Origin of the sequence: Alloalcanivorax marinus (assembly GCF_016906305.1) — a bacterium.
Lineage (GTDB): Bacteria > Pseudomonadota > Gammaproteobacteria > Pseudomonadales > Alcanivoracaceae > Alloalcanivorax > Alloalcanivorax marinus.
Map to the genome: position 1 here is coordinate 1 of NZ_JADDOL010000006.1, position 20,325 is coordinate 20,325.

The window sequence follows — 20,325 nt, forward strand, 5'->3', positions numbered from 1 at the left end:
CATCTGTGATGGGTGGCCGGGCCCGCTTGCGGGTACTCGCGGCGTTCCCGGAAGGGCGTCGCGCCCTGAGTCGCGCCCCGGCTGGAGCGAGACGTCCCGCTAAACTGCGATGAACCAAAAAAGAGCCCTCAGCGGGCGTAGAGAGAGCCCTCAGCGGGAAACTAACAAAAGCCTTCAGCGGCGCCGTTTGAGCGGCGCCGAAAGACGCTCCGGATGGCGGGGCGTCACGTCGTCCAGGGCCGCATAGATCGCCTCCAGGTCCCGCTCCAGGTCGCCCTCCGGCCAGAACGTCTCCAGAATGCGTGCCTCGCGCCGCCGGTAGCAGAAGGTCACCACGATGATCGGCAGCCCCAGTTCCACCGCGATGCGGTGGAAGCCGGTCTTCCACTCCCCGGCACCACTGCGCGTGCCCTCCGGCGTGATGCCCAGCCAGAACGGATCGCCGGCGGCCAGCAGCCGCTGGGTTTCCGCCACCACGCCACCGGGCCGGCGGCGGTCCACCGGAATCCCCCCGGCGGCGCGCAGCAGCCAGCCGGCGGGGCCGCGGAACAGGCTGTGCTTGGCCATGAAGCGGATATCCAGACGCAGCCCGAGGATCGCGGCGATGCCCACCAGGCCGTCGTAATTGGAGGTGTGCGGCGCGGCGATCATCACCGCCCGGGGGCGATCCGGCAGCCGCCCCACCACCCGCCAGCCGATGCGGCGCAGGATAAACCGGCCCAGCCAGGCCACCCCGGCGCCGCCCCGGCGCGGCACTTGCGGGCCGATGTCCGCCGGCGTCAGCGGCGGCAACGCCCGGTTCGGTTCGGACCCGCTCATCTCAGGCGAACACCACCACGGTCTGGCGGCTGAACGCCACCGGGGTGCCCTGCTCGTCCCAGATCCGCGAGCGGGTATGGCCGTAACCGTCGGCGAAGGCGTCGGTGACCACGTCGTACTGCCAGTCGCGGGTGGGCGGCAGCGTGGCCGGGTCCACCAGGAAGTCCATGGTCCAGGTCAGGGAACTCATCGGCGCCGGCTTTTTCAGCATGGTGATCACCGAGGCCGGCCAGGTGTCCACCAGACAGGCCAGGCTGGCGGTGTCCTGGGGCTGGCCGTCCTCGGCGAAGCGCATGTAGCCCTGAAAGTCCGGCCGGGAGGAGCCGGTGTAGGGGTAGTTGTCGTCGGCATAGAGCAGATCGAAATGGCGCAGGAAGTCCGGCGTCAGGCCCTCCACGAACGGCACCGGGACGCAGTCCGCCGCCGGGCGGATGGCCGGGGCCGGACGGGGCGCCACCGCCAGCGAGGAGGGGCGTGGCTGGCCCAGGCTGCCCAGCATCACCGCCACCACCTGATCGTCCTGGTGGGCGCTGACCTGCACCTGGGTCACCGACTTGCCGGCGCGCAGGGTTTGCGCCGACAACCGCAGAGGCCCCGGCGCCATGGGCGCCACGAACGACAGGGAGAAACTGCGCAGCGGCGCCCGCTGGTCGCCCTGCTCGGCGGCCAGATGGGCGTCCATGTGAGCGATCAGGATGGCGCCGACGATGCCGCCGAAGGTGGCGCGGCCCTGGCCCCAGCCCTCGGGCACGGTCATCGAGGTGCCGGCGGCCGCCTCGACAATGGAACTGTATTTCATAAATCGCTCCCGACAAAAGCGGCTATTGATAGCAGAGCGGCCCCGGCTTGGAAAGGGGGGTTCTGTTAAGGGCGGTCGCGCAGGGCCCGCTTGGTTTTGCCGGTGGCCTCGGCGTTCAGCGGGTCCTCCGGCCAGGGGTGCTTGGGGTAGCGGCCGCGCAGATCCTTACGCACCGCCGCGTAGCCCTCCCGCCAGAAGCGGCCCAGATCCCCGGTGATGGCCGCCGGCCGGCCCGCCGGGGTGAGCAGCTCGGCGGTCAGCGGCAACCGACCCTCCGCCAGGGCCGGCAGCGCCTCCATACCGAAGCATTCCTGCAGCTTCACCGCCAGGCGGGGACCGCCCTCCGCCCGGTAGTTGATGGCCACCGCCCGGCCCGACGCCACCGTCCAGCGGGCCGGCAGCGCCGCGTCCAGGGCCCGCCGCCGGCCGTCGCCCAGGCGCAGGGTCAGGGCGTCGCCCAGGGGCAGCGTTTGCAGGTCCCGGCGGCTGCGCCGCCCGGCCAGAAACGGCGCCAGCCAGTCCGCCAGATCGGCCAGCAGTGCCTCGTCGTCCATGGCCGGCCACTCCGCCGGGGCCAGTTGGTGCATCCAGGCGGCGCGGGCGCGCAGTTGCAGGGTCTGCTCGTCCCAGGGCAGCAGATCCAGGCCCCGGGCGCGCACCGCCGCCAGCAGGCCTTCCTGCAGCAGCGCCGGGGACGGCCGCGCCAGTGGCTGCCGGGACAGCACCAGGGCACCCACCGCGCGCACCCGCTCCGCCACCACCCGGTCCCGTTCCGGGTCCCAGTGGACCTGCTCCCGCTCCTCGGCGCGGCGCGTGAGCACCCGCGCCACGGCGGCGTCGTCCAGGGGCCAGGCCAGCCGCACCCGGCCATCCCGGCTGTGGCCGTCGGTGTCCAGAATCAGCAGCCATTCCCGGGCCGCCAGCGCATCGCCGGGGGCGAGGCGGGCGCCGCCGCCGTCGGCCAGCAGATAGCGGTGGTCCTCCGGGCCCCGGCGCCGCGCCAGCCGTTCCGCGAAGGTGTCGACCAGGATCTCGTCCAGGGGGTCGCCGTCCGCCCGGTCCGGGCGTTCGCCGGCCAGGCGCTGCCATTCCCGCCGCAACGCCGGCCAGCGGGCCGGCTCATCCTGGAAGCGCCGCAGGCGGCGGGCCAGGTCCGGTTCCCGGTCCAGGCCCGGGGCCCGTTCGTTGAGCAGCACCGCCAGGGCGGCGGCGGTGCGCGCCCGTCCCCGGTCGCGGCCGGCCAGCACCAGGGCGCCCAGATCCGGCGGCAGCGGCAGGCCGTTGAGGCGCCGGCCCAGGTCGGTGATGCCACCGTCCCGGTCCAGAGCGCCGGCGCCGATCAGTCGCCTGCGGGCGGCCCGCCAGGGCCCCGCCGGCGGCGGGTCCAGCCAGAACAGGTCGGCGGGGTCGCGGCAGCCCCAACGGGCCAGATCCAGCACCAGAGCGTCCAGCGCGGTCTGCTGAATCTCCGGCTCGATATGGCGGGCCAGCACGTCTTCCCGGGCCCACAGCCGCAGGCAACGGCCCGGCCCCAGGCGACCGGCCCGGCCGGCGCGCTGGTCCGCGTTGGCCTGGCTGATGCGGCGCGTCACCAGGCGACTGCGGTGGCGACGCGGATCGTATTCGGGGCGGCGTTCCAGACCACTGTCCACCACCGTGGTGACACCGCCGATGGTGACGCTGGTCTCGGCCACGTTGGTGGCCAGCACCACCCGGGGCGCCCCGTCGCCGTCCTCCAGCACCGCCGCCTGGGCGTCGCCGTCCAACCGACCGTGCAGCACCCGCACCGGCGGGCCGTCGCGGAGCCGTTCCCGCACCCGCTCGATCTCGCGCACGCCGGGCAGGAACACCAGGGTGGTGCCCTGCCCGGCCACCGCCGCCACCTGGCGGGCGCAATGGTCCAGGGGATCCGTGTCCCGGGGCGACGGCGCATGATCAATGGCGACCGGGAACGCGCGGCCCTCACTGCGCACCACCGGCAGCCCCAGACCCTCCGCCAGCGGCCCCACCGCCAGGGTGGCGGACATCACCAGCAGACGCAGATCCTCACGCAGGGCGCCGCGTACTTCCTGCACCAGCGCCAGGCCCAGATCCGCCTGCAGCGACCGCTCGTGGAACTCGTCGAACACCACCGCCGCGTAGCCTTCGAGGGAAGGGTCGTCCAGCAGCAGGCGCGTCAGTACCCCTTCTGTGACCACCTCCACGCGGGTGGCGGCGCTGACCCGCGAATCCGCCCGGGTGCGGTAGCCGACCAGGCCGCCCACCGCCTCGCCCTGCTGTCTCGCCATGAAGGTGGCCACCGCCCGCGCCGCCACCCGGCGCGGCTCCAGCACCAGCACCCGCCCGTCGCCCCGCCAGGGGGCGTCCAGCAGCGCCAGCGGCACCCGGGTGGACTTGCCGGCCCCCGGCGGCGCCTCCAATACCGCCCCGCCCTGCTCCGCCAGACAGCGCAGCAGCGCCGGCAATACCGCCTGCACCGGCAATTCAGGGGAAACCGTGTAGGACATGGCGCTGGTACCGTGGCCGCAAAACGCACAGGGTAAAGGAAAGCGGGGGGCGGCGCAGGGGAAAAGCGACGGGGGCTCAGTCGGGAAACGCCTGCCGGGTCACCGCCCTGCTGAACCAGTACCCCTGCCCCGCCTGGCAGCCGAGCTGCAGCAACAACAGGGCCTGCTCCTCGTTCTCGATGCCCTCGGCGATCACTTCCAGATCGAGACTCCGGCCCAGGCTGATAATGGCTTTGACGATGGCCAGATCGTCGCGGTTGGACACCAGACCGGTGACGAAGTGGCGATCGATCTTCAGCCTCGTCAGCGGGTATTTCTTCAGCAGGCTGAGGGAGGCGTAGCCGGTACCGTAGTCGTCGAAGGCGATGCGCACCCCCACCTCCCGCAACCGGAACAGGGCACCCAGCACCTCCTCGTCCGCTTCCAGAATGGTGGTCTCGGTAATCTCCAGTTCCACCGCGTCCGCCGGCAGGTCGAAGCGCGCCAGCAGCGCCTGCATCTTGTCCACCAGCGCGGTGTCGCGCAGCTGGCACGGGAACAGGTTGATGCCGATGTGAAAATCCGCGTCCCGGGCGCGCCGTTCGGCGGCGAACGCGCAGCCGGTTTCCAGAATCCAGTCGCCCACCTGCAAGGCGAAGTCACTCGCCTCCAGAACTTCGACAAAAACGCCGGGGGACAACAGTCCGCGCTCCGGGTGGCGCCAGCGCAGCAAGGCCTCGGCGCCGGTCACCCGGCCGCTGGGCAGGGCCACCTGCGGCTGGAAATGAATCTCGAGATGGTGGGCATGGAAAGCGCGGCGCAGTTCCTGTTCCAGCCGGTGGCGCCGCTCGGCGCGCTCGCGCAGTTCTTCGCGGAACCACACGGCCCGGCTGCCGCCCTCCAGTTTGGCTTCCTGCAGCGCCAGCAGCGCGCGCTTGACCAGATCGTGGCAATCCGGGACGCCGCCACCGCCGGCACTGGCGGCGACGCCGGCGCTGGCGGTGAGACGGCATTCGAAACCGCGTACCCGGTAGGGTGCGCCGAGCCGGGCCAGAAGGGTGGCGCACAGCTCGCCGACCCGCTGCTCAGCCCCCTGGCCCGTGTCGCCCTCCAACAGCACCCCGTACTCGTCGCCGGCCAGGCGCGCCACCAGGCTGCCCGACGGCACCGTGTCCGAGATCCGGCGCGCGGCTTCGCGCAGTACCGCATCGCCCACCGCCATCCCCAGGGAAGAGTTGACCGCCTTGAAATGACCCAGGCCGATCTTGATCACGGTCACCCCCTGCCCCCGGTCCAGGGCGTACTGGGCTTGTTCCAGAAAGCGGGACCGGTTGGGAAGATCGGTCAGGCGGTCGTAGTCGCGCAGATAGCGCAGCCGGCTCTGCATGCTGTACCGCTGGGAGACATCGCGGATCACGAAACCACGCTGAAAGACGGCATCGCTGGCCCAGATGGTGGAGGAGACTTCCACCGGGCAACGGCCGCCGTCCGGCAGCATCAAAAATCCGGAGCGGTTGGCGAACGCTCCGGTCGGCTCCGCCGGCGGTTCATCGCTGTTGAACAGCGTGGTTTCCAGGGTGGCGCCGAACAGCTTGCCGAACGGCTGCCCCATGGCCTTATCCTGCGGCACGCCAGTCAGCCGCTCGGCCCCCTGGTTCCAGAAGGTGACGCGGCGGCTTTCGTCGGTGCAGACAATGGCATCGGGCATGGACGAGGCGAGCTTGAAGGCGGCGCGGCGGATCCCCTGAAGGCGCCGGCGGGCCAGATAGTCCATGGCCATGCCGGCCAGGTGTCGCAGGACTTCGGCCTGGGCGGCGGTGAGCGGCACGCGGGGCTGATAATCCACCACGCTGACGGCGCCGATGCTGATGCCCTCATCGGTAATCAGTGGCGCGCCGGCATAGAAACGGATCGCCGGCTCGGCGCGCACCAGGGCGTGATCGCGATAGACCGGGTCGGCCAGGGTATCCGGCACCACCAGCAGTTCGCCCCGGGCCACGGTGTCCGCGCAAAAGGACAGGGCATTATCCAGGGAACAATGTTCAAAGCCGCGACGGGCCTTGAAAACGTGCTGATCCGCATCGGTGAACCCGACCAGGGCCACCGGTACCTCGAAAAAGGCGGCGGCCAGGGCGACGATGCGGTCAAACTCCTTTTCCGGCGGCGAGCCGAGCACTCCATAATCCTTGAGCGCGGCCAGGCGCGACGCCTCTTTCCCGGGACCGGTATCCATAGAACTGACGCCGATTAATTCATGTTTTAATGAAAAAAACGTGAAGGAGCTCTCAGTTCCCTTCTCCCAGAAAATAGCCTCGTAAAAATCACCGGTCCAGTGCTTTTCGTGTTTTTATTCCGAGGAAATGTAGTTTATTTCATGCCCAGGGTAATAACGGTCGCCGCCACTGCGATAGCAATCGTCCAGCGCCAGCAGATAATACTCAAGCCCGCGCACCACGGCCTCGAAAGCGCGGCGGCGCGCCGGTTCATCCACCGCCAGGCGCTTGATCAGTTCCATGGCCTCGTGGGGATGGGCGTCGTCGTAACTGGCGTGGGCGCGCAGCCAGGCCATGGTGTGCCGGTTGATCTCGGCGCGGCCCTGCTCCTTGTAGTGCTTGACGCCGGCCACCACGCGCTGGCTCCACTCCCCGGTGGCCCACTCGATGGCCAGGTTGGTGGCGGCGATGCTCTCTTCCAGGGTGCCCTGGTGCCCGGTGGCCCACAGGAACTGATTGACCGCGTCCATGGCCGGCGGCGGCGTGGTGCTCTCCAGGCGCTCCAGACTCAGCCCGAACCCGGCGGCCCAGTCCTGATACCAGTAGGCGTGACGCTGCTCGATCTTGATATTGCCGATCAGCCAGTTGCGGGTCTCTTCATGGCCGGGTTGTCCGGCGCGGGTCTTGGCCAGCGCCAGCCCCATATATTTGGGGAAGTTCTCCACCAACGGGTAGAAGTGCAGCAACGCATCACGGAAACGTTCCAGGGACAAGGTGCCCTCGCCCATCTCAATGAACAGCGGATGGTCCACCACCCGATCCTTCAGCGGCACCAGCGCGTCCCAGAACCGTTGTGCCCAGCCCGGGTGCTCCGTCAGCGTCAGGGCTTCCTTGTAGCGTGCGACCGCCATAGTCCTTCTCCCTAGCGTGAAATTATTGTGACCCCATGCTAGCGAGGCGCTTTCAAGGCGGCCAGTACCAAAAATCACCGACGCCGCCGGCGCGGATCAGCCGCGCAGGGCACGCATCAGGGCGCGGCGGCGGCGCGCCAGTTGCAGGCGCTCCGAGCGCGGCGGGTCGCCGTCCCGGCGATAGGCGAGGTGTTCAAAATAGCGGCGCCAGTGGCCGGCGGCGCCGGTGGCGGCGGGCCAGCGGCGCGCCACCGCCGCTTCCAGGCCGGCGGCGGACACCGCCTCCGGCAGCGCCAGCCCGCGCCGCCCCAGGGCCTGGCGCAGGCGCCGGAATTCCCGTTCCAGGGGCCGGGCGGGCTGGTCCCGGCGGCGGTTGAGCACCAGCAGCGCCAGCAGGCCCGTGACCAGCAGCACCGCACCCAGCAGCGCCAGGGCGATGCGCGTGGGGGTGACCGCGCCCAGCAACCTTTCCAGCAGGTCCCGCTGTTCTTCCTGGCGGTAACCGAGCACCCATTTCTGCCAGTTGAAGTCCACGTAATCGGCCCATTGCTGAAGCCGGAACAGCACCGGCAGCCGGCCGAAGGCGCCGCCCTCCCCGTCCGCCTGGTCGGCGGACCGGTTGCGCATGGCCTGGCGCAGGCCCAGCTCGATGCGGTCCGGGGCCACCGCGCCGGTGGGGTCCACGCGCACCCAGCGCCCCGCCAGCCAGACCTCGCTCCAGGCGTGGGCGTCGTACTGGCGCACCTGCAGGTAATCGCCGTTGGGCTCGCCACCCTGATAGCCGGCCACCACCCGGGCCGGGACGCCGGCGGCGCGCATCAGGAAGGTGAAGCTGGAGGCGTAGTGCTCGCAGAAGCCGCGCCGGGTATCGAACAGAAAGCGATCCACCGTGTCGCCGGTGACCGGCGGCGGTTCCAGGGTGTAGAAAAAGGGCTGCTCGCGGAAGTAGCCCAGCGCCGCGTTCACCAGGGCCCGGTCGTTCGGGTAGCGGCGGCGCCAGTCCGCCGCCAGGGCCCGGGCGCGTTCGTTGCCCTGCTCCGGCAGGCTCAGCATCAGCGCCCGCTCGGCGCCGTCCAGGGTGGCGCCGGCGCCGGCGGCGGGCACGCTGCGCACCCGGTAGCCCAGGGTGCCGGTGACCGGTGCGTCCGCCACCAGCCGCAGATCCCGGGCCAGGGCCAGGCCGTCCAGATCGGTGAACGGTACCGCCAGGGCATACAGCCAGCGCTGCTGGCTGGGCTCCATGATCACCCGGTACTCCCAGGCCGGTCCGCCGGCGGCGGCGCGCAGGCCGCGATACCAGTCCGGCGCCGGGCCCCGGCCATGGTAGAGGGTGTCCCGTTCGCCCCAGCCCGGGGGGCGGGCCTGGCGCCAGGTGGTGCCGTCGAAGTAGCTGTAGGTGAGGCCGCGCCAGTAGCGCTGGGACGGGGCCGGTGCCGGTCCGTCGAACTGCACGCGGAAAGCCAGCTCGGCGGATTCGGTGAGGCGGCTGACCTGGCCCGGCGACATGCTGTCGCTCATGCCGGTGCGCGCCTGGCCACTGTCCAGGTGCATGTTCCACAGCGGCGCCACCCTGGGCACCAGCACGAACAGAATGGCGGCCAGCGGCAGCGCCTGCAGCACCATCACCGCCGCCACGCCCAGGTGCTGACGGCCCCGGGCGTGGGTGTCGCCGTAGTTGATGCCGGCCAGGCTGGCGGTGAGCAACACCAGGCAGCCGACCACATACAGCGCCGCCAACGGCCCCTGATGAAACAGCAGAATGGTGGCGCACACGAAATAGCCGAGCACGATCAGCACATAGGCGTCCCGTTTACCCACCAGCTCCAGGTACTTGAGCGCGAACAGCCCGGTGATCAGCGCGGTGCCCGCCTCCGGGCCGTGCAGCCGGCCAAAGCTCTGCCAGGTGGCCGCCACCGTGGCCAGCAGCAGCGCCAGGCGCACCACCCGGCCGGGCAGCAGCAGCCGCTGGCGGTCCACCAGCGCCCGCCAGCCCAGCACCAGCAGCAACAGCGGGCTTTGCCACCAGGGCCCGTCGACCAGCTGCGGCAGCGAGGTGGCGATGATCGCCAGGGTCAGCCAGCCCCGGGCATGACTGGGCACCTGATAGATACGCGCCATCAGTCGACCTCCCCGTGCCGGGCCAGCAGATCCAGGGCGCGCTGGCGCTGTTCGCCGCCGCGCGCCGGCGCCAGGGTGGCACCGGGCAGGGTCAGGGCGAACGGCCGGTTCTCATCGCTCAGGCGCAACACCCAGTAGCACAGGATCGACAGGCGCTGTTCCAGAGGCAGCCCCTCCAGCAGATCGTAGCGCAGCCACAGGCGGCCGCTGGCCGGTTCCTCGAACAGCTTGACGTTGAGACCGCGGCCCCGGGCGAACCCCTTCCAGTCCACCTGGGTCAGGGCGTCGCCGGGCACGTAGCCGCGCAGGCCCCGGAACTCCTCGCTGCCGTTCTGGCCGGTGGGCGCCGCGCGGCGCTCCCGGTCACCGCCCCGCGCCGGGCAATCGCGGCTTTCCTGGGGACGCGGCCAGGCCAGGCACACCTGATCCAGGGCCACCAGGGACCAGGCGCGGAGCAGGCCCAGGGGGTAGCGGCTCTCCACCCGCAGCCGTGGCGGCCGCAGAGCGCCGCGCCGGGACAGGGGCAGGTTCAGCCACACGCCGAGTTCCTCGCCGCCTTCCACGCTGGCCTCCTGGGCCGGCTGGTCCAGCCAGCGCAACCACAGGGCGCGGTGCCCGCGACGGCGGGCGATCAGCACCACCTCCAGGCTGCCCTGGCCGCCCACGAAGCCGGAACGGCCGCCGCCGGCGCGCAGAATCAGGCCGGACAGGTTGCGATAGGTGTGCAGAATGGCGACCACGAACAGGCCGATCATCAGAAAGCAGAGGCCGAGAATCAGGTTGTTCTCGTAATTGATGCCGCCGAAAAACAGCAGCACGGCGACCAGCAGATAGAGATAGCCGTAACCGGTGGGCAGGATAAAGATGCGCCGCTGGTCGAGCCGCACCTGGCGGGCCCGGGGCAGCCGTCGATCGAGCCAGCATTGCCAGGCGTCACGGACCATGGCCCCTCCTCCGTCGTGCCGCTAGGCGCGCACCACCGGCACGGTCTGCAGCAGGGACTGGGTGAGCGCCGCCACCTGGCCACCCTGGCGGGCCTGCAGGCGATGTTCCGCCACCGAGGGCCACACCGCCTGCACGTCCTCGGGCAGCACATAGTCCCGGTTATGAATCAGCGCCCAGGCACGGGCGGCGCGTAGCAGGCCGAGACCGGCCCGGGGGGACAGGCCGGCGCTGAAGCGGTCATCGGCGCGGGTGGCTTCCAGCAGGCGCTGCACATAGTCGAGCAGGTCGCGGCTGGCGCGCACCTTGCCCACGTGGGCCACCAGCTTGACCAGACCGGCGGGCTCGATCACCGGCCGCAATTCACGCACCGCCTCGCGCAGGTCACCGCCGGCCAACAGTTGCAGTTCCACTTCCGGGGCCGGGTAGCCCAGGGAGATGCGCATCAGGAAACGGTCCAGCTGGGATTCCGGCAACACGAAGGTGCCGGCCTGGGTCACCGGATTCTGGGTGGCCACCACGAAGAACGGCGACGGCAGCGGCCGGGTCAGGCCGTCCAGGGTCACCTGGCGTTCCTCCATGGCCTCCAGCAGCGCGCCCTGGGTTTTCGGGGTGGCCCGGTTGATCTCGTCGGCGAGCAGCAGCTGGCTGAACACCGGGCCCTCGCGCAGGCTGAACTGGCCGGATTCCGGATCGAACAGGGACACACCAAGGATGTCGGCGGGCAACATGTCGCTGGTGAACTGCACCCGGCGATAGTCCAGCCGGAACACCCGGGCCAGCGCATGGGCCAGGGTGGTCTTGCCCATGCCGGGCAGGTCCTCGATCAGCAAATGGCCGCCGGCGAGCAGGCAGGCCAAGGCCAGTTTCAGTTGTTCCGGCTTCCCCAGCACCACGCTGCCCACCTGGGCCAGCGCTTTGTCCAACGCCTGCATAAAAACCCCAAAGGAGAAAGTTGAAAGTTGAAACGCGGAGGGGCGCCTCGTGACCCGGCCCCCTTTTAACTTTTCACTTTCAACTTTGAACTGGTTTCAGAAACCCAGCGCCGTGATCCCCCGCGCCAGATCCTGCTTGAGATCGTCCACGTCCTCCAAGCCTACCGCGATACGGATCAGGTTGTCGGTGATGCCGGCCCGTTTTTTCTCGTCGGCGTCCACGCGGCCATGGGTGGTGGAGCCGGGATGGGTAATGGTGGATTTCACGTCGCCCAGGTTGGCGGTGATCGACATCAGCTCGGTGCCGTCGATAAAGCGCCAGGCGGCCTGGCGGTCGGCGCGGCCGTCGCTGTCTTCCACCTCGATGGCCAGCACCGCGCCGAAGCCGCTTTGCTGACGGGCCGCCAGGGCGTGCTGGGGGTGGCTCTCCAAGCCGGCATAGTGGACCTTGGCGATGCCCGGCCGCCCTTCCAGCCAGCGCGCCAGCTCCAGGGTGTTGGCGGAGTGCGCCTTCATGCGCAGGCCCAGGGTCTCCAGCCCCTTGAGGAACACCCAGGCGTTGAACGGGCTGAGGCTGGGGCCGGCGGAACGCACGAAACCGTGCACTTCCTTGACCAGCTCCGCCGGGCCCACCACCGCGCCGCCCAGGCAGCGGCCCTGGCCGTCGATGTATTTGGTGGCGCTGTGGATCACCAGATCGGCCCCCAGGGCGATGGGCTTCTGCAGCGCCGGCGTGCAGAAGCAATTGTCCACCACCAGCAGCGCGTCGTTGTCGTGGGCCAGTTTCGCCAGCGCCTCGATGTCACCCACCTCGGACAGCGGATTGGAGGGGGTTTCCAGAAACAGCATTTTGGTTTCCGGACGGATCGCCGCCTTCCACTGGTCCAGGTCGTCCAGATCCACCAGGGTGGTGTCGATGTTGAATTTTTTCAGATAGCGGCTGTAGATCACGTTGGTGGTGCCGAACACGCTGCGCGAGCTCACCACGTGATCGCCGGGCGCCAGCAGCGCGAAGAAGGTGCTGCTGATGGCCGCCATGCCGGAGGCCAGGGCCTGGCACTGCTCGCCGCCCTCCATGGCCGCCAGCCGTTCCTCGAAGGCGCGCACCGTGGGGTTGGTGAAACGCGAGTAGACGTTGCCCGGCTCGTCGCCGGCGAACCGGGCGGCGGCCTGGGCGGCGCTGTCGTAGACGAAGCTGGAAGTGAGAAAAATCGGATCCGAGTGGGCCATCTCGTCGGTGCGCAGTTGCGCCCAGCGGATGGCCAGCGTGTCGGTGTGAAAATCGTTCGGATCCGGTTTATCGCTCATTGCTGTCTCGGTAACGGTTGGGCTCGGGATCAGTTGGAATTGTGCAGGTCGATGACTTCGTTATCGGCCAGAGCCCGGGATTTTTCCCGGTTTTTCTTGGCGCCGTCGCTGCGCCGGGCCTCCAGGTCATCCAGATAATTCTGATCGATGTTACCGGCCAGATAGTGGCCGTTAAACACCGAGCAATCAAACTCGCGAATCTCCGGATTGCCTTCCTGGCAGGCGCTGACCAGATCCTCCAGGTCCTGGTAGACCAGCTTGTCGGCGCCGATCAGCTGGCACACTTCCTCGGTGGTGCGACCGTGGGCGATCAGCTCGCTGGCGGCGGGCATGTCGATGCCGTACACATTGGGGAATTTCACCGCCGGCGCGGCGGACGCGAAGTACACCTTGCGGGCGCCGGCCTCGCGGGCCATCTGAATGATCTCGTGGCAGGTGGTGCCGCGCACGATGGAATCGTCCACCAGCAGCACGTTCTTGCCGGAGAATTCCAGCTCGATGGCGTTCAGCTTCTGGCGCACGGATTTCCGCCGCTGCTGCTGGCCGGGCATGATGAAGGTGCGGCCGATGTAGCGGTTCTTGATAAAGCCTTCGCGGTATTTCAGGTTGAGGCGGTTGGCCATCTGCAGCGCCGAGGTGCGGCTGGTGTCCGGAATCGGAATCACCACGTCGATGTCGTGGTCCGGCCATTCCCGCTCGATCTTCTCGGCCAGCTTCTCGCCCATGCGCAGGCGCGCCTTGTAGACCGAGATGTCGTCGATGATGGAATCCGGCCGCGCCAGATACACCTGCTCGAAAATGCAGGGATTCAGTTCCGGCTGGTCGTAGCACTGGCGGGTGTGCACCTCACCGCCGTCGGTGATGTAGATGGCTTCGCCGGGGGCCAGGTCACGCTCGAGATGGAAACCCAGCGACGACAGCGCCACCGATTCCGAGGACACCATGTACTCGGGGCCGTGCTCGGTGTCCTTGCGGCCGAAGCACACCGGGCGGATGCCGCGCGGGTCGCGGAACGCCAGGATGCCGTAGCCGGTGATCATGGCCACCACCGCGTAGGCGCCTTCGGCCCGGCGGTGCACCGCCGCCACCGCGTCGAAAATGTCGTCCGGCTCCGGACGCAGTTTGCCCTTGCCGCGCTCGTGCAGCTCGTGGGCGAACACGTTCAGCAGCACCTCGGAGTCCGAGGTGGTGTTGATATGCCGCAGGTCGGAGCGGTACAGGTGCTCGGCCAGCACCTCGGAGTTGGTCAGGTTGCCGTTGTGCGCCAGGGTGATGCCGTAGGGCGAGTTGACGTAGAACGGCTGCGCCTCCGCCGAGCTGGAACTGCCGGCGGTGGGATAGCGCACATGGCCGATGCCCATGTTGCCCACCAGCCGCCGCATGTGGCGATTGCGGAACACGTCCCGCACCATGCCGTTGTCCTTGCGCAGGAACAGGCGGTCGCCGTCGCAGGTGACGATGCCGGCGGCGTCCTGGCCGCGATGCTGCAGAACCGTGAGGGCGTCATAGATCGCCTGGTTCACGTAGGAGTGGCCGACAATGCCAACAATGCCGCACATTTTGCGTATCCTCTAGCTTGCTTGGCTAAGTGAGCGTTTAGCTTCCGCTGACGTTCATGAGATAAGCGATCAGATCTCCGGCGACGCGCCGCGTCCAGTCCTCCAGCATGGCGAAATGCGGAACCAGCATCGACTGTTGCCACCAGACATCCTGGGCGAAGAGATGGTGGCCCAGGGCCACCAAAACAATCACCACCAGGGCGCCCCGCAGGGCGCCGAATACCATACCCAGCAGACGATCGGTGCCACTCAGACCGGTGACACGGATCAGTTCGCCGAGCAAATGATTAATCAGAGCACCCACCACCAGGGTGATCGCGAAGAGCACGCCGAATGCCACCGCCAGGCGCAGGCTGGGTGTGTCGATGGAATCGGCCAGAAGCACCGTCAGGGCCGGGCTGAACAGGCGCGCCACCACGAAGGCCGCGACCCAGGTCAGCAGGGAAAACGCTTCGCGCGTAAAACCGCGTCGTACACTGAGCAGTGCCGATACGGCGATGATGAACAGAATGATGCCGTCTGCCAGATTCATGAACACGCGCGTGGTTGGAACAGGCGGCAAAGTCTACCAGAGCGGCCGGACCCGTCCCAGGGCTTTGTGGGGGCGTTTCAGGGCACAAACGGCCGCACCAGACCGTCCAGGGCGAAGGTCTTGTCGTCGGCCAGACGCTGGCGCAGGGCATCGGCGTCGGCGCGGCGGATTTCCGGCCCCACGAACACCCGCTCCCAGGTGTTGCTGTCCTGGCGCACGGTGCGGTGGTAGGCGTTGTAGCCGCCGTCGCGCAGCCGTTTGACCAGCGCCTCGGCGTTGGCGGCGTCGCTGAAGCTGGCCACCTGCACGGTGAAGCCCGGGGCCGGCCCGTCCTCGGTGGCGTCGGCCGGGTCCGGTTCGTCGCCGCTCGCCGGCGGTTCCACGGCCGGCCCGGCGCCGTCTTTCGCGCCCTCTTCCTCCGGCTCTTCCCCGCGCTTGGTATCGTCCCGGGCGGCGTCCGGCTCCGCCGGCGCCTCCTTGGGCCGGGCCAGCTGGCGTTCGCCGGCGTCGGCCACCGCCTGGCGCTCCTCGTCGATCTGCCGGTCGGTGGCGGCGGTTTCCTCCTCGCCGACCACCGGCGCCACCTCCGGCTCATTGACCGCCGGGGGCTCCGGGATGCTCATGTCCAGGGCCACGCGGACCTGGTCCGGAGTGCGCAGCACCAGCGGCGCCAGGATGGCGGCGAGCAGCAGCAACAGCAGCAGACCGATAAGACGTTGGCGGGTTTTCAGATGCATGGGGCGGCCCCGTTCAATCCGTGGAGTCCTCGTCCATGGCGTCGAGCGCCTCGGCGACGGTGTAGAAGGATCCCACGATCAACACCTGGTCGCCAGCCCCGCAGTCGTCCACCGCGCACCGCAGGGCCTCGGCCACGGACGCGCAGCGCCGTACCGGGGTGTCGGCGGGCAGCGCCGCGGCGAGCCGGTTCACGCCGGCCGCGCGGGGCAGGTCCGGCCGCGCCAGGTACCAGTCCGCCGGCCGTTCGGCCAGCAACGCCAGCGCCGCCTCCACCGGCTTGTCGGCCATCATGCCGATGACGATCCGGCGGCGGCCGGCGCAGGGCGGCAGTCGCTCGCGCAGGCGGGTCAGGGCCTCCAGATTGTGCCCCACGTCGAGCACGCACTGGGCACCGTGGAAGCGGCGTACCTGGCAGCGCCCCACCAGGCCGGTATCGGCCACCCGGTGCGGCAGATCGCCGGCCGGCGCCAGGCCGGCGGCGGCCAGCGCCTGGCAGGCGGTGGCCAGGTTGTCGGAACCCAGCCGCGCCGGCAGCGGCAGCGGGTAACGGCGCAGCCGCTCGCCCACGCGGATCGCCAGGTGGGCGTCCGCCACCCGGTATTCCCGGCCGGCGCGCAACGGCACCACGCCCAGGCGCGCGATTTCCTGGTCCAGGTTGGACGGCGCGTCCAGCTCCCCGTACACCAGCGGTCGCCCGGCGCGGCCGATGCCCAGTTTTTCCACCGCCACCTTTTCCCGGCTGTCGCCCAGCCAGTCGGTGTGGTCCAGGCCCACGGAGGTGACCACCGCCACGTCCGCGTCGATCAGATTGACCGCGTCCAGCCGCCCGCCCAGGCCCACTTCCAGCACCGCCAGATCGGCGCCGCTGTCGCGGAACAGCCACAGCCCGGCCAGGGTGGTGAACTCGAAATAAGTCAGCGGCGTGTCGCCACGGGCGGCGTCCACCGCCTCGAAGGCGGCGCACAGGGCGTCGTCGTCCACCGGCCCGTCAGGCAGGCGGATGCGCTCGTTGAAGCGTTGCAGATGGGGCGACGTGTAGACGCAGACCTGCAGACCGGCGGCTTCCGCCAGGGCCTGGGTCAGCGCCACCACCGAGCCCTTGCCGTTAGTGCCGGCCACGGTGATCACCGGCATCGGCAGGCGTTCCACGCCCAGGCGGGCGGCCACCGTGCGCAGGCGCTCCAGCCCCAGTTCGATCTCGCTGGGGTGGAGACGCTCGATGCGGGCGAGCCAGGCGTCGAGCCGGGAGGTGTTCATCGGGTCGGGTTCATGAATACGCTCAGGCGTGATCCGCCTGTTCCGACAGCGGCGCGCCGGTCAGATTGGCGAGTACCCGGTGCAGCGTATCGCGCAGCTGCTGGCGCTCCACGATCATGTCGATGGCCCCGTGCTCGAGCAGGAACTCGCTGCGCTGGAAGCCTTCCGGCAGTTTCTGGCGCACGGTCTGCTCGATCACCCGGGGTCCGGCGAAACCGATCAGCGCATTGGGCTCGGCCACGTTCAGGTCGCCGAGCATGGCCAGGGAGGCGGACACGCCGCCGTACACCGGGTCGGTGAGCACCGAGATGAACGGCAGGCCGGCTTCCCGCAGGCGCTCCAGGGCGGCGGAGGTTTTCGCCATCTGCATCAGCGAGAACAACGCCTCCTGCATGCGCGCGCCACCGCTGGCGGCGAAGCACACCAGCGGCAGGCGTTGCTCCAGGCACACGTCCACGGCACGCACGAAGCGTTCGCCGACCACCGAGCCCATGGAGCCGCCCATGAAGCGGAATTCAAAGGCCACCGCCACCAGCGGCATGCCGTGCAGCTTGCCCTTCATGGCCACCAGGGCGTCTTTTTCCTGGGTGTCCTTCTGGGCCGCCGCGATGCGGTCCTTGTACTTCTTGGAGTCCTTGAACTTGAGGCGATCCACCGGCGCCAGGTCGGCGCCGATCTCACTGGTCTGGCCTTCGTCCAGGAACAGGCGCAGGCGCTTGCGCGCGCCCACGCGCAGGTGGTGGCCGCATTTCGGGCACACGTCCTGGTTGCGTTCCAGTTCCGGCCGGTACAGCGCGCTGTCGCAACGCGGGCACTTTCGCCACAGCCCCTCGGGGACGTTGCTGCGCCGGTTTTCCGGGGTGCGGCGCACCGTGGGAAGAATCTTTTCCAGCCAGTTGTTGCTCATCGCTCGAGCCTTTTCCAGATGATCAGGGCTTGTCCATGGCGGCGCGCATGTCGGCGAGAATCTCCGACACGGCCGGCGTAATGGCCATGGGTTCGTCGGCGTGGGCGGCCACCTGATTGACCAGGGCACTGCCCACCACCACGCCATCGGCCACGCGGCTCACCGCCCGCGCCGATTGCGCGTCCTTGATACCAAAGCCCACCCCGATCGGCAATTGCGCCAGGTTGCGAATTGTTTCAACCCGTGCCGCCACTTCCTCCACATTGAGGCTGGCGGCGCCGGTGACGCCTTTCAGGGACACGTAATACAGGTAACCGCTGGCCGCCTCGGCGATGCGCGCGATGCGCGCCTCGGTGGTGGTGGGCGCCACCAGGAAGATCAGGTCGATGCCCCGTTCCTTGAACAGCGGCCCGATCTCATCGCACTCCTCCGGCGGCAGATCCACCAGCAGCACACCGTCCACGCCCACTTCCTGGCAGGTCTCGGCGAAACGCTCGTAGCCCATGATCTCCACCGGGTTGAGGTAACCCATCAGCACCACCGGGGTCCGGTCGTCGCCACGGCGGAACTCGCGCACCATGGCGAGCACGTCACGCAGGCCGGTGCCGGCGGCCAGCGCCCGCTCACAGGCCTTCTGGATCACCGGGCCGTCGGCCATGGGATCGGAGAACGGCACGCCCAGTTCGATCACGTCGGCGCCCGCCTTCACCATGGCGTGCATCAGCGGCACCGTCACTTCCAGGCCCGGGTCACCGGCGGTGATGTAGGGAATCAGGGCCTTGCGCTGTTTTTCCTTGAGCTGCGCGAAGGTGGTTTCAATACGACTCATGATGCCTTGCTCTCCCCGATCCTCAGAAGTTGATGCCGTCGATTTCGGCCACCGTCAGAATATCCTTGTCGCCACGGCCGGACAGGTTGATGACGATGTCCTGGTCCTTGCCCAGGGTGGGCGCCAGCTTGCGGGCGTAGGCCAGCGCGTGGGCCGACTCCAGCGCCGGCATGATGCCCTCCACGCGGGTCAGCTCGCGGAAGGCGGCCAGCGCCTCCTGGTCGTCGGCGGACACGTAATTGACCCGGCCGATGTCCTTCAACCAGGCGTGTTCCGGGCCCACGCCCGGGTAGTCCAGGCCGGCGGACACCGAGTGGGTTTCCACGATCTGGCCGTTGTCGTCTTCCATCAGGTAGGTGCGGTTGCCGTGCAGCACGCCCGGGCGCCCCACGCTCAGCGGCGCCGCGTGACGGCCGGTGTCGACGCCGTCGCCGGCGGCCTCCACGCCGTACATGGCCACGCCTTCATCGTTGAGGAAGGGGTGGAACAGGCCGATGGCGTTGGAACCGCCGCCCACGCAGGCCACCAGCGCATCGGGCAGCTTGCCGGCCTGGGCCAGACTCTGCTCGCGGGCCTCGCGGCCGATCACCGACTGGAAGTCACGCACCAGCATCGGGTACGGGTGCGGGCCGGCCACGGTGCCGATGATATAGAAGGTGTCATCCACGTTGGTGACCCAGTCGCGCATGGCCTCGTTCATGGCGTCCTTGAGGGTGCGTGAACCGGAGGTCACCGGAATCACTTCCGCGCCCAGCAGCTTCATGCGGTAGACATTGAGCCGCTGGCGGCGGATGTCTTCCTCGCCCATGAACACGTGGCATTCCAGGCCCAGCCGCGCGGCCACGGTGGCCGAGGCCACGCCGTGCTGACCGGCGCCGGTTTCCGCGATCACCCGCTTCTTGCCCATGTGCTTGGCGAGCAGCGCCTGACCGATGGTGTTGTTCACCTTGTGGGCGCCGGTGTGGTTGAGGTCCTCACGCTTGAGCCAGATGCGCGCGCCGCCCAGCTGTTCGGTCCATCGCTCGGCCAGGTACAGCGGCGAGGGACGGCCCACGTAGTGCGCCAGGTCGTAATCGAAATCGGCCTGGAACTGCGGGTCGTCCTTGAGCCGGCGGTACATGGTTTCCAGCTCGTCCAGGGCGGCCATCAGGGTCTCGGAGACGAAGCGTCCGCCGAACCGCCCGAAATGCCCCCGTGCGTCGGGGAAGGCCCCGTAGTCCGGGGTTTGAGTGCTGTCAGGACGTTGAGTCACCTGTTGCTCCTTGGGTTCATGGTGCCTGATATCTTGCCTGAACCGCCCGGCGCGGGCGTCACGGTCAGGCCTTCGCGGCGCGGATGAACGCGGTCACCGCGCGCGGGTCCTTGATGCCGCCAAGGCGGCGGCCATCCTCGCCGAACGCTTCCACCCCGCCGCTTACGTCCACCGCCCACGGGCGCACGGCGCGCACCGCCTCGGCCACGTTGTCCGGGTCCAGCCCGCCGGCCAGGATCAGCGGCAGGGCCAGATCGCCGGGCAGCCGGGACCAGTCGAAGCGCTCGCCGGTGCCGCCGGGCACGCCGGGCACGTAGCTGTCCACCAGCAGCCCCCGGGCGCCAGCGGCGGCGTAGCGCTCCGCCTCGGCGGCCGGGTCGGCGCCATCGCGCATGCGCAGCGCCTTGATCCAGGGCCGCCGGAACGCGGCGCCGTATTCCGGCGTTTCGTCACCGTGGAATTGCAGCAGGTCCAGGGGGACCTGATCGAGGACGGCGGCGACGCTGTCCGGCGCGGCGTCCACGAACAGCCCCACGGTGGTCACCAGGGGCGGCAGCGCGGCGGCGATGGCGGCGGCCTGCCGGGGCGTCACGTAGCGGGGACTGGCCGGATGAAAGACCAGGCCGATGGCATCGGCTCCGGCGAGGGCGGCCTGGCGGCCGTCCTCGGGGCGGGTGATGCCGCAGATTTTGACCCGGGGTGTGTTCATGCGGTGTCCAT

Annotated in this window: 17 protein-coding genes; all 17 read right to left on the minus strand. The window is 69.3% G+C overall.

Annotated elements, in window-relative coordinates:
• Positions 1 to 174: 174 nt before the first annotated feature.
• Positions 175 to 819 carry a 1-acyl-sn-glycerol-3-phosphate acyltransferase gene (locus IM760_RS06885; protein WP_204427857.1) on the minus strand — a complete coding sequence of 215 codons (645 nt, stop codon included), beginning with the start codon at positions 817 to 819 and terminating at the stop codon, positions 175 to 177.
• A gap of 1 nt (position 820) precedes the next feature.
• Positions 821 to 1,618 carry a thioesterase family protein gene (locus tag IM760_RS06890; RefSeq protein ID WP_204427859.1) on the minus strand — a complete coding sequence of 266 codons (798 nt, stop codon included), beginning with the start codon at positions 1,616 to 1,618 and terminating at the stop codon, positions 821 to 823.
• Positions 1,619 to 1,683: 65 nt separating this feature from the next.
• Positions 1,684 to 4,125, minus strand: a complete 2,442-nt coding sequence (hrpB, locus tag IM760_RS06895; protein WP_204427861.1) for an ATP-dependent helicase HrpB — start codon at positions 4,123 to 4,125, stop codon at positions 1,684 to 1,686.
• 76 nt (positions 4,126 to 4,201) lie between these two features.
• Entirely contained in the window at positions 4,202 to 6,337 is a 2,136-nt protein-coding gene (locus tag IM760_RS06900) for a putative bifunctional diguanylate cyclase/phosphodiesterase (RefSeq protein WP_204427863.1), read from the minus strand.
• Between the two features lie 114 nt (positions 6,338 to 6,451).
• Positions 6,452 to 7,228, minus strand: coding sequence for an iron-containing redox enzyme family protein (locus IM760_RS06905; RefSeq protein ID WP_204427865.1), 777 nt, complete (start codon positions 7,226 to 7,228; stop codon positions 6,452 to 6,454).
• Positions 7,229 to 7,324: 96 nt separating this feature from the next.
• Positions 7,325 to 9,346 carry a transglutaminase TgpA family protein gene (locus tag IM760_RS06910; RefSeq protein ID WP_204427867.1) on the minus strand — a complete coding sequence of 674 codons (2,022 nt, stop codon included), beginning with the start codon at positions 9,344 to 9,346 and terminating at the stop codon, positions 7,325 to 7,327.
• Positions 9,346 to 10,290: a DUF58 domain-containing protein gene (locus IM760_RS06915; protein WP_204427869.1), complete on the minus strand. Its 945-nt coding sequence runs from the start codon at positions 10,288 to 10,290 to the stop codon at positions 9,346 to 9,348. The genes IM760_RS06910 and IM760_RS06915 overlap by 1 nt, the downstream gene beginning before the upstream one ends.
• Before the next feature lie 21 nt (positions 10,291 to 10,311).
• Positions 10,312 to 11,223, minus strand: a complete 912-nt coding sequence (locus IM760_RS06920) for an AAA family ATPase (protein ID WP_204427871.1) — start codon at positions 11,221 to 11,223, stop codon at positions 10,312 to 10,314.
• 96 nt (positions 11,224 to 11,319) lie between these two features.
• Positions 11,320 to 12,531, minus strand: a complete 1,212-nt coding sequence (locus IM760_RS06925) for an O-succinylhomoserine sulfhydrylase (protein ID WP_204427873.1) — start codon at positions 12,529 to 12,531, stop codon at positions 11,320 to 11,322.
• A 29-nt stretch (positions 12,532 to 12,560) separates the two neighbouring features.
• Positions 12,561 to 14,090: an amidophosphoribosyltransferase gene (gene purF, locus IM760_RS06930; RefSeq protein WP_204427875.1), complete on the minus strand. Its 1,530-nt coding sequence runs from the start codon at positions 14,088 to 14,090 to the stop codon at positions 12,561 to 12,563.
• Between the two features lie 37 nt (positions 14,091 to 14,127).
• Positions 14,128 to 14,622 carry a CvpA family protein gene (locus IM760_RS06935; RefSeq protein ID WP_204427877.1) on the minus strand — a complete coding sequence of 165 codons (495 nt, stop codon included), beginning with the start codon at positions 14,620 to 14,622 and terminating at the stop codon, positions 14,128 to 14,130.
• A gap of 77 nt (positions 14,623 to 14,699) precedes the next feature.
• Complete coding sequence (locus IM760_RS06940; RefSeq protein WP_204427879.1) at positions 14,700 to 15,359, minus strand: SPOR domain-containing protein; 660 nt, start codon at positions 15,357 to 15,359, stop codon at positions 14,700 to 14,702.
• Between the two features lie 13 nt (positions 15,360 to 15,372).
• Positions 15,373 to 16,617: a bifunctional folylpolyglutamate synthase/dihydrofolate synthase gene (locus IM760_RS06945; protein ID WP_204427881.1), complete on the minus strand. Its 1,245-nt coding sequence runs from the start codon at positions 16,615 to 16,617 to the stop codon at positions 15,373 to 15,375.
• Between the two features lie 22 nt (positions 16,618 to 16,639).
• Entirely contained in the window at positions 16,640 to 17,524 is an 885-nt protein-coding gene (accD, locus tag IM760_RS06950; RefSeq protein WP_204427883.1) for an acetyl-CoA carboxylase, carboxyltransferase subunit beta, read from the minus strand.
• Between the two features lie 22 nt (positions 17,525 to 17,546).
• Positions 17,547 to 18,353, minus strand: a complete 807-nt coding sequence (trpA, locus tag IM760_RS06955) for a tryptophan synthase subunit alpha (RefSeq protein WP_204427885.1) — start codon at positions 18,351 to 18,353, stop codon at positions 17,547 to 17,549.
• Positions 18,354 to 18,375: 22 nt separating this feature from the next.
• Positions 18,376 to 19,605 carry a tryptophan synthase subunit beta gene (trpB, locus tag IM760_RS06960; RefSeq protein ID WP_204427887.1) on the minus strand — a complete coding sequence of 410 codons (1,230 nt, stop codon included), beginning with the start codon at positions 19,603 to 19,605 and terminating at the stop codon, positions 18,376 to 18,378.
• 64 nt (positions 19,606 to 19,669) lie between these two features.
• Positions 19,670 to 20,314 carry a phosphoribosylanthranilate isomerase gene (locus tag IM760_RS06965; protein ID WP_204427889.1) on the minus strand — a complete coding sequence of 215 codons (645 nt, stop codon included), beginning with the start codon at positions 20,312 to 20,314 and terminating at the stop codon, positions 19,670 to 19,672.
• Positions 20,315 to 20,325: the final 11 nt, after the last annotated feature.

Coding starts and splice junctions, on each gene's coding strand:
- IM760_RS06890 (WP_204427859.1), bottom strand. CDS start 1,618: ATGAAATACAGTTCCATTGTCGAGGCGGCCGCCGGCACCTCGATGACC.
- IM760_RS06910 (WP_204427867.1), bottom strand. CDS start 9,346: ATGGCGCGTATCTATCAGGTGCCCAGTCATGCCCGGGGCTGGCTGACC.
- IM760_RS06900 (WP_204427863.1), bottom strand. CDS start 6,337: ATGGATACCGGTCCCGGGAAAGAGGCGTCGCGCCTGGCCGCGCTCAAG.
- IM760_RS06935 (WP_204427877.1), bottom strand. CDS start 14,622: ATGAATCTGGCAGACGGCATCATTCTGTTCATCATCGCCGTATCGGCA.
- IM760_RS06885 (WP_204427857.1), bottom strand. CDS start 819: ATGAGCGGGTCCGAACCGAACCGGGCGTTGCCGCCGCTGACGCCGGCG.
- IM760_RS06925 (WP_204427873.1), bottom strand. CDS start 12,531: ATGAGCGATAAACCGGATCCGAACGATTTTCACACCGACACGCTGGCC.
- IM760_RS06945 (WP_204427881.1), bottom strand. CDS start 16,617: ATGAACACCTCCCGGCTCGACGCCTGGCTCGCCCGCATCGAGCGTCTC.
- IM760_RS06965 (WP_204427889.1), bottom strand. CDS start 20,314: ATGAACACACCCCGGGTCAAAATCTGCGGCATCACCCGCCCCGAGGAC.
- IM760_RS06920 (WP_204427871.1), bottom strand. CDS start 11,223: ATGCAGGCGTTGGACAAAGCGCTGGCCCAGGTGGGCAGCGTGGTGCTG.
- hrpB (WP_204427861.1), bottom strand. CDS start 4,125: ATGTCCTACACGGTTTCCCCTGAATTGCCGGTGCAGGCGGTATTGCCG.
- trpA (WP_204427885.1), bottom strand. CDS start 18,353: ATGAGTCGTATTGAAACCACCTTCGCGCAGCTCAAGGAAAAACAGCGC.
- accD (WP_204427883.1), bottom strand. CDS start 17,524: ATGAGCAACAACTGGCTGGAAAAGATTCTTCCCACGGTGCGCCGCACC.
- IM760_RS06905 (WP_204427865.1), bottom strand. CDS start 7,228: ATGGCGGTCGCACGCTACAAGGAAGCCCTGACGCTGACGGAGCACCCG.
- IM760_RS06915 (WP_204427869.1), bottom strand. CDS start 10,290: ATGGTCCGTGACGCCTGGCAATGCTGGCTCGATCGACGGCTGCCCCGG.
- purF (WP_204427875.1), bottom strand. CDS start 14,090: ATGTGCGGCATTGTTGGCATTGTCGGCCACTCCTACGTGAACCAGGCG.
- IM760_RS06940 (WP_204427879.1), bottom strand. CDS start 15,359: ATGCATCTGAAAACCCGCCAACGTCTTATCGGTCTGCTGCTGTTGCTG.